We start from the raw sequence: 13,172 nt of genomic DNA, 5'->3' as shown, positions 1-13,172 counted from the left end.
CCTGTTGCGGGCGTCCCGGTCGAATCCGCCACGAACTCCCGGGGAGGGCCGCCCCTCCCCGGACAACCCCGAGGCCGACACGCCCATGTCCCGCACAGCCCTGATCCTTCTCGCCGCGTTGGCGTCCCTGGTGCTCCTGGCGGCGGGGGCCGGGGCCGTGGACGTTCCCGCGTGGGACGCGGCCCGCATCCTGGCGGCCAGGCTGGCCGGGCGGCCGGAGTGGCTGGAGGGCGTGCCGGAGGTCTCGCGCGCCCTGGTCTGGGAGGTGCGCCTGCCGCGCATCCTCACGGCCCTGGCGGTGGGGGGTTCCCTGGCCCTTTCGGGGGCGCTCTTCCAGGGGGTGCTGCGCAATCCGCTGGCCGACTCCTACACGCTGGGGGTTTCGGCGGGCGGAGCGCTGGGGGGCTGCCTCTGCCTGCTCCTGGGCTTCACGGCCCTGGGGCCGCTCTCGGTTCCGGTGTGTGCCCTGGCGGGGTCGGCCCTGGCCCTGGCGGTGGTGCTGGCCATGTCCCGCGCCGGGGGAGGGTTCGACTCCGTCACCCTTGTGCTGGCGGGCGTGATGGCCGCAGCCACGCTCCAGGCGTGCATCGGGTTCGTGAAGTTCGCGGCCGGGGAGAACGTGGCCGGGCTGGTGTTCTGGCTCCTGGGGGGGCTCAGCTCGCGCACCTGGGCCGAGGCCGGAGTGGCCTGGGCCGGGCTCTGCGCGGGGTTGCCCGCCGCCCTGTGGCTGGCGCGAGACCTCGACGCCCTCTGCCTGGGCGACGAGCAGGCCCGCGCCCTGGGCGTGGACGCCTCCCGCGTGCGCCTGGCGCTTCTTTGCGCGGCCGGTGCGCTCACGGCCTGTTCGGTGGCGGTGTCGGGCATCGTGGGCTTCGTGGGGCTCATGGCCCCGCACACGGTGCGTCTGGCCGTGGGGCCGGGCCACGCCAGGCTCCTGCCGCTCTCCACCCTGGCCGGGATGCTCCTGGTGCTGGGGGCGGACACGGCCTCGCGCACGCTTCTGCCCCACGAGGCCCCCGTGGGCGTGATCACGGCGCTCCTGGGCGGTCCGTACTTCTTCTTCCTCTTCGTGCGGGGGCGCGGCCGTGCTTGAGGCGAAAGGCCTGCGCGTGGACCGGGGCGGGCGCCTGGAGTCCGTGGACCTGCGCCTGGCCCCCGGTGATTTCCTGGCCGTGGTGGGGCCCAACGGCGCGGGCAAGTCCACGCTCTTGCGCGCCCTGGCGGGCCTCGCGCGGCCCTGCGGCGGCGAGGCGCTCCTGGAAGGGCGGCCCGTGGCGGGTCTCCCCCGGCGCGAGGCGGCCCGCCAGGTGGCCTATTGCCCCCAGCACGAGGACGGACGCTTCGGGTTCACCGTGCTGGAATCCGCGCTCCTGGGCCGCCATCCCTGGACGGGCCGCTTCGGGGAGCCCGGGGCCGAAGACCTGGCCCTGGCCCGCGCGGTGCTGCAGGAAACGGACCTCGCGCATCTCGCGCACAGACCGGTCACGGAGCTTTCGGGCGGCGAGCGGCGCAGGGCCTCCCTGGCGCGGACCCTGGCCCAGGCCGGGGCCTCCCCGCAGTCCGGCGGGGCGCGGGCGCTGCTCCTGGACGAGCCCACGGCGGGGCTGGACATCCGCCACGCCTTCCTGGCCATGGCCGCCCTGCGCCGTCGCGCCCAGGCCGGGGCGGCTGTGGCCGTGGTGCTGCACGACCTCAACCTGGCGGCCATGTACTGCCCCCTCGCGCTGGCGCTTGATGCCGGGCGCGTTGCGGCGTATGGCCCCACCTCGCGCGTGCTGGAGCCCGGCCTCGTGGCCCGGGTGTTCGGCGTGCGCTGCCGCGTCTCGGACGGGCACATCCTGTTTCTGGAGGATCGATGAGTCGCCGTTTCGCCGCCTTTCCGGCGGCCATTCCGCTGGCGGCCTTGCTGCTGGCGTTGGTTTTGCCCAGGGCCTTCGCGCAGGCTTCCCCGCGCATCGTGAGCCTGTATGCGGCCCACGCCGAGAACCTGGCCGCCATGGGAGCTGCCGGGCTGCTGGCCGGCGTGAGCGAACCCCTGGGCGACGTGCCCGTGGTGGGCGCGCGCGACGGCGCGGAGGCCATCATGGCCCTGCGCCCGGACATCGTGCTGGCCCGGCCCATGCACCGCAACACCCAGCCCGGGCTCCTGGAGCAGTTGGAGCGCCTGGGCGCGCGCGTGGTCTGCCTGCAGCCCGCCACCCTCGCGGAGCTGGTCCCCTACTGGCTGGAGCTTGGCCGCCTTGCCGGGCGCGAACGGGAGGCCCGCGCAATGGCCCGTCGCTTCGATGAAGAGCTGATCCTCCTGCGCGAACAGGCCGCCGGCATCGCCCCGCACAGGCGCAAGGGGGTGTTCTTCGAGGCCATCCACCGCCAGATGAAGACCGTGAGCCCGGACTCCCTGGCCGCCTTCGTGCTGGAGAGCGCCGGGGGCGTTAACCTGGCCGGGGACGCCCAGCCCGTGGCGGGGTCCAACATCGCCCACTTCGGGCTGGAGCGCGTGGTGGCCCTGGGCGACTCCCTGGAAGTCTACCTGGCGCAGAAAGGCCCCATGAACCCGGTGAGCGAGCCCGAAATCCGCGACACGCCGGGGCTGTCCAGCCTCAAGGCCGTGCGCGAGGGCCGGGTGGTGCTGGTGGACGAGGCGCTGGTGTCGCGCCCCACGCCGCGCCTGCTGGAAGGGGTGCGCGCCGTGGCCGCCGCGCTCTATCCCGAGCGCGTGCGGCAGGGAGGCGGGTCATGAGCCGGGGCGTGCTCCACGCGGTGGGCGTCGGCCCCGGAGACCCGGACCTGCTCACCCTCAAGGCCGTGAAGGCGCTCAGGCGCTCGGGCGTGGTCTTCGCGGCCTCGTCCACGCGCAACGACCACTCCCTGGCCCTGTCCATCGCCTCGGAACACCTGCCCCCGGGGACCCCCGTGGAGCTTCTGGGCTTTCCCATGACCCGCGACCAGGACGCCCTGGAGCAGGCCTGGCAGGCCAACGCCCGGCGCGTGCTGGACTTCCTGGATACCGGGCGCGATGCGGCCTTCATCACCCTGGGCGACCCCATGACCTACTCCACGTTCCTCTACCTCTGGCGCACCATGCGCGAAATGGACCCCCGGGCGATCGTGGAGGTCGCCCCCGGGGTGAGCTCCGTGATGGCGGCCGCCGCTGCCGCCGGGGTTGGGCTGGCCGAATCGGACCAGAGCCTGGCCGTGCTCTCGGGCGTGGACTCGGAGGCCAGGCTGCGCGCGGCCATCGAGGCCTGCGACACGGCGGTGATCCTCAAGGCCTACCGCAGCTATCCCCGGCTGCGCGCGCTCCTGTGCTCCATGGGCCTGGAGGACCGCGCCGTGCTGGTGAGCCGCGTGGGGCTCGAGGGCCAGCGCGTGCACGAAGGGCTGCCTCCCGAGGACCAGCCGCCCTATTTTTCGCTGATCATCGTGAAAAAATAGGACAAAATAAAATACAATCATTTTGGCCGGTTGCCTCTGTAGAGAGGCGGCCGGCCATTTGTTTGGCGGCTCAAAGCTCAAGGAGCACCTAAAGATTTTCCGGGAGCAAACGATAAGTACGTCAGAAAGGCCGAATACGCGCAGGCGGCCCGTCCGGGGGGAGGGGAGAAGCGGCGCCGAGGCAAGGATGCCACTGACATTCAAGGAGGAATCGTCATGTCGCTCGTAATCAACCACAACTTGATGGCAATGAACGCGGCCCGGAACCTGTCCCAGTCCTACTCGGACCTGGGCGTCTCCACCCGCCGCCTGTCCTCTGGCCTGCGCGTGGGCACCGCGGCCGACGACGCCGCCGGCCTGGCCGTGCGCGAACTCATGCGCTCGGACATCGCCTCCCTCAACCAGGGCGTGCGCAACGCCAACGACGCCATCTCGATGATCCAGACCGCCGACGGCGCGCTGGGCGTCATCGACGAAAAGCTCATCCGCATGAAGGAGCTGGCGACCCAGGCCGCCACGGGCACCTACACCTCGGACCAGCGCCTGATCATCGACTCCGAGTACCAGGCCATGGCCTCGGAAATCACCCGTATCGCCAACGCCACCGACTTCAACGGCATCTACCTGCTCAACGGCAACCTCTCGGGCTCGACCCACTCCGGGGCCGGGCTGGTGGCCACGGGCAAGTTGAAGGTGCACTTCGGCACCGGCAACCTTTCGGCGGAAGACTACTACTACGTCCAGATCAACAACTCCACGGCCTCGGCCCTGGGCGTGGGCATCGGCGCGGCTAGCAGCTCGGAAGGCCGCTCCATCTCCACCCAGGAGCTGGCGCAGAAGGCCCTGGAGCAGCTGAACACGGCCATCATCTCCAAGGACAAGATCCGCGCCAACCTGGGCGCGCTGCAGAACCGCCTGGAGAACACCGTGCAGAACCTGCAGATCCAGGCTGAGAACCTCCAGGCCGCCGAGTCGCAGATCTCCGACGTGGACGTGGCCGAGGAAATGACGAGCTTCGTCCGCTCGCAGATCCTCACCCAGTCCGCCATCGCCATGCTCTCGCAGGCCAACAGCCTGCCGAAGATGGCCATGCAGCTCCTCGGCTAGCCCGGAGGGCGGCCAGCCTTCCGCACTTGGAGGCCGGTCCGGCGATGCCGGGCCGGCCTTCTCCGTTTTTCGCGCAGTGGCCGAAAAGGCCTAAAGGGATATCGGAAACCGGACGATAAGAGGGTCAAAGGCGGCGCGCCACGGCCGGGGCAGGGTCCCGGACGAACGGGAAGGTCCCGGTTGCGCCGAGGCAAGGATGCCACCCACATTCACGGAGGAATCGCCATGTCTCTCGTTATCAACCACAACTTGATGGCAATGAACGCGGCCCGGAACCTGTCCCAGTCGTACTCCGAACTGGGCGTCTCCACCCGCCGCCTGTCGTCCGGCCTTCGCGTGGGCACCGCGGCCGACGACGCCGCCGGCCTGGCCGTGCGCGAACTCATGCGCTCGGACATCGCCTCCCTCAACCAGGGCGTGCGCAACGCCAACGACGCCATCTCGATGATCCAGACCGCCGACGGCGCGCTGGGCGTCATCGACGAAAAGCTCATCCGCATGAAGGAGCTGGCGACCCAGGCCGCCACGGGCACCTACACCTCGGACCAGCGCCTGATCATCGACTCCGAGTACCAGGCCATGGCCTCGGAAATCACCCGTATCGCCAACGCCACCGACTTCAACGGCATCTACCTGCTCAACGGCAACCTCTCGGGCTCGACCCACTCCGGGGCCGGGCTGGTGGCCACGGGCAAGTTGAAGGTGCACTTCGGCACCGGCAACCTTTCGGCGGAAGACTACTACTACGTCCAGATCAACAACTCCACGGCCTCGGCCCTGGGCGTGGGCATCGGCGCGGCTAGCAGCTCGGAAGGCCGCTCCATCTCCACCCAGGAGCTGGCGCAGAAGGCCCTGGAGCAGCTGAACACGGCCATCATCTCCAAGGACAAGATCCGCGCCAACCTGGGCGCGCTGCAGAACCGCCTGGAGAACACCGTGCAGAACCTGCAGATCCAGGCTGAGAACCTCCAGGCCGCCGAGTCGCAGATCTCCGACGTGGACGTGGCCGAGGAAATGACGAGCTTCGTCCGCTCGCAGATCCTCACCCAGTCCGCCATCGCCATGCTCTCGCAGGCAAACAGCCTGCCGAAGATGGCCATGCAGCTCCTCGGCTAGCCGGGAACCAGGAAGGAGAGGGGAACCCAACGGCCGGGCCGCGAGGCCCGGCCGTTTCAGCTTGGAAGGCCTCGCGGCGCGGGCCGCGCGATGCACGCGAAGCCGCACCCCCGGCTTCACGGCCCGGATGTCCGGGCACGGCGCGAAGCTTGCTAGCTTCCGGTCACGGCGAAAGCCCGGGAAAAATTTACCTAGGGGTGCGGCCATGGCAATCGGCGACGCCACGTCGGGAACGAGCACATCAGGTCAGGTCTATTTCGCGGGCCTGGGCAGCGGCACGGACTTCGACACCCTCATCAAGAAGCTGGTGGAGGTGGAGCAGGGCCGCGTAAAGACCTACCAGACCTGGCAGAAGTCCTGGCTGACCAAGAACACGGCCTTCAAGGATCTCAATTCCAAGATGCTCTCCCTGCGCACCACGCTGCAGGGCATGGACACCGTGAACGAGTTCCTCAAGAAGTCCGCCGACTCCACGGACAGTTCCGTTCTCACGGCCACGGCGGGCGGCGAGGCCGAGTCCGGCACGTACACCTACACGGTGAAGCAGCTGGCGCAAAACAAGATGATGGTGACTGGGACAGGATACAATACCAATACGGAAGACATCAACTCGCAGGCGACTGCGGTGAGCTTCAACTACACCTACAAGGGCGTCACCGTTTCAAACGCCGTTCCCGCCAGCGCCAGCATCAACGACCTCGCAGCCATCATCAACGCCAACCCTTCCAACAACGGCGTGCGTGCGAGCGTGCTCTTCGACGGAACGAAGTATTACATGCAGCTGCGCGGACTCGATACGGGCGCTTCGGCATCTCTTGTGGTGGCATCCAGCTCCACCCTGCCGGGATTCAGCAACGCTTCCTTCAGAACCACCCAGACCAACCAGGACGCCCAAATCAAGATCAACAACTGGCCGCTCTCCAACGCCTGGATCTCGCGCGCCAGCAACACCATCAGCGACGTGGTGACGGGCATCTCCCTCTCGCTCAAGAATTCCGGGGCGGGCACGCTCACCGTGGGCACGGACGAAGACGCCGTTCTGGAGAACGTGCGCACCTTCGTGAACCAGGTGAACACCGTTCGCAAACAAGTGCGCGACCTCACCAAATTCGACTCCACCACCAAGGAGGGGTCCATCCTCACGGGCAACTACGGCCTGCAGATCATCGGCACGATCATGCAGAACATCACCGCCGCGCCCGGCATCGGCTTCAACAGCGCCACGGACCGCTACACTTCTCTTTCGCCGCTCGGGCTGTCCACGGACTCCGTGGAGGGCTCCGCCACCTTCGGCCAGATCATCCTGGACGAGGAAGAGTTCAAGGAAGCCTTGGAGGCCGACCCGCTGGCCGTGGGGAAAATCTTCGCCGCACAGTACTCGGGCGACACCGACTCGGCACAGATCAGCTATTCGTCCTACATCCAGGGCATCACCAAGGCCGGCGAGTACAACGTGCAGTACACCGTTGCCGGCGGCAAGATCACCTCGGCCACCATCAACGGCCACGCGGCCAGCTTCTCCTCCAACTCCGCCACCATCACCGGCGCGGCGGGGCAGGACGAGGCCGGTATGGTGGTGCGCGTCAACGACCTCACCAACGGCTCCTACAGCCACAACGTCTACCTGCGCCTGGGCAAGGCCCCGGAACTGGTGGACGAACTGGCCGACCTGACCAACGCCGACACGGGGCCGTTGAACATCCTCCAGAAGAACTACGTGACCATCTCAGACAACATCCAGAAGAAGATCGACAGCGAGAACAGACGCATCTCCGCCATGGAAACGCACATGCGCAACCGGTTCGCCCGGCTGGACGCTCTCCTGGGCCAGTACAGCCAGATCCAGGGGCAGCTCTCCAGCCAGATCTCGCAGATTTCCAAGGCATAGGCGCAAGGAGAGACGCATCATGTACAAGGCGACGCAAGCATATTTCCAGACGCAGGTGACCACCACCACCCAGGGGGACCTGCTCATCATGCTCTTCGACGGAGCGCTCAAGTTCCTGCGACAGGCCAAGGAGCGCATGGAGGCCAAGGACTACGCCAAGAAGGGCATCCTGATCTCCAAGGCCCTGGACGTGCTCGCGGAGCTTCAGGGCAGCCTCAACCCCCAGAAGGGCGGCGAACTGGCGGAGAACCTTCGCAAGCTCTACCTGTTGTGCTCCACCAAGCTGCTCATGGCCAACATGCGCATGGACCAGAAGCTCGTGGACGAGGTGATCGGCGTCCTCACGGGCATCCGGGACGCCTTCGCCCAGATCAACACCCCCGAGTTCGCGCCCAAGGCTCCCGCTCCGGTGCAGACCTCGCGCGGCCCCGTGCCGCTCTCCAGCCAGACCGCCGTGGCCGCGCCCTCGCTGGGCGCCTCCATGAACAAGGCCTTCTCGGCCTATTCTCAGGCCAAAAAGGCCGGATAGCCCGCAAGTGCACGCGGAAGCGGAAGGCCCGGCGCGCCATCGGCGCGCCGGGCTTTTGCGTTGTTGTCTGTGGCGGTTTGTCGTGGTCGCGCCGTGGGCGGCAGGGCGCTAGTCCTTGTAGGCCGCGCCGTGGGCGGCAGACTTCACGCTGCGCGCGTAGCGGCGCAAGAGTCCCGAGGGCAGGGGCTTTTCCACGGGCTTGAAGGCCGCGCGGCGCGCCGCAAGCTCCTCCTCGGAGACCATGAGGTCCATCCTGCGGGCGGGGATGTCGATCTCCACCACGTCCCCGTCGCGCGCCAGGCCGATGGGGCCGCCCTCGGCCGCCTCGGGGGAGACGTGGCCGATGGCCGGGCCGCGCGTGCCGCCCGAGAAGCGCCCGTCGGTGATGAGCGCCACGTCCGAGCCCAGGCCCATGCCCATGATGGCCGCCGTGGGCGAGAGCATCTCGCGCATGCCCGGGCCGCCCTGCGGGCCTTCGTAGCGGATGATCACGGCCAGACCGGGCACGATCTCCCCTGCCAGGATGGCCTTGTAGGCTTCTTCTTCCGAGTCGAAGCAGCGGGCGGTGAGGGTGCGGCGCATCATCTCCGGGGCCACGGCCGACTGCTTCACCACCGCGCCCTCGGGAGCCAGCGAGCCCTTGAGCACCGCGATGCCGCCCTGTTCCGAATAGGGGGCGGCGTCGCGGATCACGTCGGGGTCGCGGATGTCGGGGGCGAGGGCCTTGAGGTTCTCGGCCACGGTGGCCCCCGTGACGGTGAGCGCGGAGGTGTCGATGAGCCCGCGTTTGGCCAGGGCGTTCATCACGGCCGGGATGCCGCCGGCGCGGTGCAGGTCTTCGATGTGGTGGCGCCCGGCCGGGGAGAGCTTGCAGAGGTTGGGGGTGCGCGCGCTCACGGCGTCGAAGATGTCCAGGGTGAGGTCCAGGCCCGCCTCGGCGAAGATGGCGGGCAGATGGAGCACGGTGTTGGTGGAGCAGCCGAGGGCCATGTCCATGGTCACGGCGTTGGCCACGGCGGCGGAGGTGACGATCTTGCGGGGCGTCACGTTGTTCCTTAGAAGCTCCATCACGCGCGCCCCGGCGGTCTTGGCCAGGCGCACGCGCTCTGCGGTCACGGCGGGGATGGTGCCGTTGCCGGGCAGGGCCAGGCCGATGGACTCCGAGAGGCAGTTCATGGAGTTGGCCGTGAACATGCCCGAGCAGGAGCCGCAGCCGGGGCAGGCCTTGAGCTCCAGGTCGGCCAGCTGGGCCTCGTCCATCTCGCCCCGGCGCACGCGGCCCACGGCCTCGAAGACGCTGATGAGGTCCACGGGGCCGCCCGCCGAGGCCCCGGCCAGCATGGGGCCGCCCGAGACCAGGATGGAGGGGATGTCCAGACGCAGCATGGCCATGAGCATGGCGGGCACGGTCTTGTCGCAGTTGGGGATGAACACCAGGGCGTCGAAGGGGTGCGCCGTGGCCATGATCTCGATGGAATCGGCGATGATCTCGCGCGAGGGCAGCGAGAAGCGCATGCCCGCGTGGTTCATGGCCAGGCCGTCGCAGACCCCGATCACCGGGAATTCGAGCGGCGTGCCTCCGGCCGAGCGTACCCCGGCCTTCACGGCCGTGGCGATGGTGTCCAGGTGGATGTGCCCGGGGACGATCTCGTTGGCGGAGTTGACCACGCCCACCAGGGGCCGGTCGATCTCCTCGCGGGTAAGGCCCAGGGCGTGGAGAAGGGAGCGGTGGGGGGCCTTCTCGACCCCGCCGGTCATGAGCTTGCTTCGCATGGCTGCACCTCGTGCTGGAATCCCCGTGGCATAGCCGCAAAGCGGGGGGCCTGTCACCAGCCGCGCCGGGCATGGCCTTGAAATTCGAAACGGCTTGTGGAAAAAGAGGCTTTCCTATCAGTGAGCGCCACTGCACGCCGGAGCACCCGGCAAGGCCACGGAACAATGGACGAAAGCCTGTCTCCCACCCGCTGCGGAACGTGCCCGCCCTTCGATCTGGAGGCGCGCGCCAGCCGGTTCGCGGACATTGAGGACTGCCTCCCCGAGTTGCTCGCCCTTTTCAGGACCAACGGCCCGGCGGACCTCGCAGCCATCGCCCAGGCCCTGGACGGGCAGGACCTCGATGCCGCCGCCAGCCTCTCCCACACCCTCAAGGGCATGGCCGCCGTGGTCTGCGCCCCGGTGGTGGCCCGCGCCGCCTCCGAACTGGAGGCCGCCGCCCGCGCCCGGGATCTCCCGGCCTGCCGCGCCCTGCAGGAGGAACTCTCCCAGGCCATGGCCCAGGCCCTGGACTCGCCCCACTGCCTGTGAGAACAAACGGTCCATGAGCGAATACGCCGACCACTCCCCCGGCGGCCCCAGCGTTGGGCCGGTGGAGAAACGCTTCTTCACCTTCGCCCAGGACGAACCCTTCGTCCTGGAGAGCGGCGCGGCCATCGGCCCCGTCACCCTGGCCTACGAGACCTGCGGAACCCTCGACCCCGACGGCGCCAACGCCGTGCTCGTCTGCCACGCCCTCACGGGAGACTCCCACGCGGCGGGCGTCTACCACGGGGCCGACCCCAAGCCCGGCTGGTGGGAGGTGATGATCGGCCCGGGCAAGGGCATCGACACCAGCCGGCACTTCGTGATCTGCTCCAACGTGCTCGGCGGCTGCATGGGCTCCACCGGGCCCGCCAGCCTCAACCCCGAGACCGGCAAGCCCTGGGGGCTGACCTTTCCCGTGCTCACCATCGGCGACATGGTCCGCGCCCAGAAGGCCCTGCTGGACCACCTGGGCGTCAGGCGCGTGCTCGCCGCCGTTGGGGGCTCCATGGGCGGCATGCAGGTGCTCGAATGGGCCGCCCGCTACCCCGAGACCGTGGTCTCCGCCATCGCCCTGGCCACCGCCGCCAAGCACTCCGCCCTGCACATCGCCTTCCACGAGGTGGCCCGCCAGGCCATCGTGGCCGACCCAGACTGGAACGGCGGCGACTACTACCACGGCCCCAAACCCGCCCACGGCCTGGCCGTGGCCCGCATGATCGGCCACATCACCTACCTCTCCGACGAGGCCATGCGCCACAAGTTCGGACGCGGGCTCCAGGACCGCGCCGACTTCTCCTTCAGCTTCGACGCCGACTTCCAGGTGGAATCCTACCTGCGCTACCAGGGCCGCAAGTTCGTGGAGCGCTTCGACGCCAACAGCTTCCTCTACATCACCCGCGCCGCCGACTACTTCGACCTGGGCGCGACCCACGGCCAGGGCTCCCTCACCAAGGCCTTCTCCCGGGGCGACACCCGCTTCCTGGTGGTCTCCTTCAGTTCCGACTGGCTCTACCCCACCTACCAGTCCCGCGAGCTGGTCCAGGCCCTCAAGCGCGCCGGACGCGACGTGAGCTTCTGCGAGATCGAGGCCCAGTGGGGGCACGACGCCTTCCTCCTGGACAGCCCGCGCCTCTCGGGGCTCATCGCCGGACACCTCGAACGCACGCGCCGCGACCTCGGGCGCGACCTCCGGCGGGGCCTCCCGTGATCCGCTACGACCTCGACCTCGTGGCCTCCTGGATCGCCCCCGGGTCCAAGGTGCTCGACCTGGGCTGCGGCCAGGGCGAACTGCTCCAGCACCTCCACGACGCCAAGGGCGTGCAGGGCTTCGGCGTGGAGCAGGACGAGGAGAAGGCCGCGACCGGCATCAGCCGGGGCGTCTCCATCCTCCAGGGCGACATGGCCGACGAAGTGCGCGACTACCCGGACAACGCCTTCGACTTCGTCGTGCTCTCCCAGACCCTCCAGCAGGTGGCGGAACCTCTCGACCTCATCCGCCAGATGCTTCGCGTGGGCAAGCGCGCCGTGGTCAGCTTCCCCAACTTCGCCCACTGGCGCAACCGCTGCCAGCTCTTCTTCCAGGGCCACGCCCCCGTCACCCCCGAGCTGCCCTACGACTGGCACGACACCCCCAACATCCGCGTCATTACCTTCCGGGACTTCCACCGCTTCTGCAACCGCTTCGGCTTCACCATCCTCGAAGCCGTGGCCGTCAAGACCGATCCGGCCTCCCGGGGCGGGCTCGTCCTGCGCCTGCTGCCCAACCTGCGCGCCACCTACGGCATCTTCCTCCTCGCCCGCTCCTGATCACGCCCCCGTCCCCGGCCCTCTTGACACCGCTCCCCGAGGCGGTCAGATACCCTCAGGCCTGGAAGCCCCACGGCCATCCCACACCAGGCCCAAAGGAGCCCCCATGACTCCCGAAGACAACGGACTCCTCACCCGCAGGCAGTTCAACGCCCTGGCCGCCGCCACGGCCGCCACGGCCGCCGCCGCAACCCTCTTCCCGGGCGCGGCCAGCGCCCAAGGAGCCGCCGTGTTCCCCTTCCCGGCACTTCCCTACCCCGAAGACGCCCTGGAACCCGTCATCAGCGCCCGTACCCTCTCCTTCCACTACGGCAAGCACGCCAAGGCCTACTACGACAACATGAACAAGGCCCTGGAAGGCAAGCCCACCGCCGGGCTCACCCTGGAGCGCGTCTTCCTGGACGCCTCCAAGGACGCAGCCAGCGTGGGCCTCTTCAACAACTCCGCACAGGCCTGGAACCACACCTTCTACTTCTCCTGCATGAAGAAGGGCGGAGGCGGCGCGCCCGCGGGCAAGCTCGCCGACGCCCTCAAGGCCGCCTTCGGGGGGCTCGACGAATTCAGGAAGGCCTTCTCCGAGGCCGCCATGACCCAGTTCGCCAGCGGCTGGGCCTGGCTCGTGGACGACGGCGGCACGCTCAAGGTGGTCAAGACGCCCAACGCCATGAACCCCCTCGTCAACAACCAGAAACCCCTGCTCACCGTGGACGTCTGGGAGCACGCCTACTACCTGGACTACCAGAACCGCCGCGCCGACTATGTGAAGGAGTTCCTCGACAAGCTCGTCAACTGGGACTTCGTGGCCAAGAACCTCGGATAGCCGCCAGCGCCCCGCATCGCGGGACGCCGCGCCACCAGCCCTCCCCGGCGAGGGGCGCGGACGGCGTTGAAAGGGGGCTACGGTAAGATGGCGGCCAAGGTGTATGCGCCGACACCGGCTAGTGTCGTGATTTTGAAAAACATGAAATGTTTTTCAAAATTAAAATCAAT

General features: G+C 68.6%; 13 protein-coding genes. 12 read left to right on the top strand and 1 reads right to left on the bottom strand.

Annotated features, from left to right (window positions below):
- Positions 1-85 precede the first annotated feature (85 nt).
- The 8 genes from ACV4UX_RS05055 to fliS all read left to right on the top strand — a co-directional run bounded on the left by ACV4UX_RS05055 (position 86) and on the right by fliS (position 8,075).
- Positions 86-1,093 (top strand): FecCD family ABC transporter permease, encoded by a 1,008-nt coding sequence (locus ACV4UX_RS05055; RefSeq protein ID WP_491592231.1) that lies wholly within the window; start codon positions 86-88, stop codon positions 1,091-1,093.
- Positions 1,086-1,859, top strand: coding sequence for an ABC transporter ATP-binding protein (locus tag ACV4UX_RS05050; RefSeq protein ID WP_491592230.1), 774 nt, complete (start codon positions 1,086-1,088; stop codon positions 1,857-1,859). Before ACV4UX_RS05055 ends, ACV4UX_RS05050 begins: the two co-directional genes overlap by 8 nt.
- Entirely contained in the window at positions 1,856-2,740 is an 885-nt protein-coding gene (locus ACV4UX_RS05045) for an ABC transporter substrate-binding protein (RefSeq protein ID WP_491592229.1), read from the top strand. The genes ACV4UX_RS05050 and ACV4UX_RS05045 overlap by 4 nt, the downstream gene beginning before the upstream one ends.
- Entirely contained in the window at positions 2,737-3,435 is a 699-nt protein-coding gene (gene cobI / locus ACV4UX_RS05040) for a precorrin-2 C(20)-methyltransferase (protein WP_491592228.1), read from the top strand. Before ACV4UX_RS05045 ends, cobI begins: the two co-directional genes overlap by 4 nt.
- 216 nt (positions 3,436-3,651) lie before the next feature.
- Positions 3,652-4,542: a flagellin N-terminal helical domain-containing protein gene (locus ACV4UX_RS05035; protein ID WP_491592227.1), complete on the top strand. Its 891-nt coding sequence runs from the start codon at positions 3,652-3,654 to the stop codon at positions 4,540-4,542.
- Positions 4,543-4,767: 225 nt separating this feature from the next.
- A complete protein-coding gene (locus ACV4UX_RS05030; protein ID WP_491592226.1) occupies positions 4,768-5,658 on the top strand; it encodes a flagellin N-terminal helical domain-containing protein in 891 nt (296 codons plus the stop codon).
- Between the two features lie 205 nt (positions 5,659-5,863).
- Positions 5,864-7,546: a flagellar filament capping protein FliD gene (gene fliD, locus ACV4UX_RS05025; protein ID WP_491592225.1), complete on the top strand. Its 1,683-nt coding sequence runs from the start codon at positions 5,864-5,866 to the stop codon at positions 7,544-7,546.
- 19 nt (positions 7,547-7,565) lie between these two features.
- Positions 7,566-8,075 (top strand): flagellar export chaperone FliS, encoded by a 510-nt coding sequence (fliS, locus tag ACV4UX_RS05020; RefSeq protein WP_491592224.1) that lies wholly within the window; start codon positions 7,566-7,568, stop codon positions 8,073-8,075.
- A gap of 108 nt (positions 8,076-8,183) precedes the next feature.
- On the opposite strand, the gene ilvD is transcribed toward fliS, so the two are convergent.
- Entirely contained in the window at positions 8,184-9,848 is a 1,665-nt protein-coding gene (gene ilvD, locus ACV4UX_RS05015; protein ID WP_491592223.1) for a dihydroxy-acid dehydratase, read from the bottom strand.
- Between the two features lie 165 nt (positions 9,849-10,013).
- On the opposite strand from ilvD, the gene ACV4UX_RS05010 reads away from it, so the two are divergent.
- The 4 genes from ACV4UX_RS05010 (at position 10,014) to ACV4UX_RS04995 (ending at position 13,002) form a co-directional block, all read left to right on the top strand.
- Positions 10,014-10,379, top strand: a complete 366-nt coding sequence (locus ACV4UX_RS05010) for an Hpt domain-containing protein (RefSeq protein WP_491592222.1) — start codon at positions 10,014-10,016, stop codon at positions 10,377-10,379.
- Between the two features lie 13 nt (positions 10,380-10,392).
- Entirely contained in the window at positions 10,393-11,583 is a 1,191-nt protein-coding gene (metX, locus tag ACV4UX_RS05005; RefSeq protein ID WP_491592221.1) for a homoserine O-acetyltransferase MetX, read from the top strand.
- Positions 11,583-12,182 (top strand): methionine biosynthesis protein MetW, encoded by a 600-nt coding sequence (gene metW, locus ACV4UX_RS05000; protein ID WP_491592246.1) that lies wholly within the window; start codon positions 11,583-11,585, stop codon positions 12,180-12,182. Before metX ends, metW begins: the two co-directional genes overlap by 1 nt.
- A gap of 106 nt (positions 12,183-12,288) precedes the next feature.
- Positions 12,289-13,002, top strand: coding sequence for a superoxide dismutase (locus ACV4UX_RS04995; protein ID WP_491592220.1), 714 nt, complete (start codon positions 12,289-12,291; stop codon positions 13,000-13,002).
- Positions 13,003-13,172 lie beyond the last annotated feature (170 nt).

Source organism: Fundidesulfovibrio sp. (genome assembly GCF_058402725.1).
This window is presented reverse-complemented; position numbering and strand designations above follow the sequence as displayed.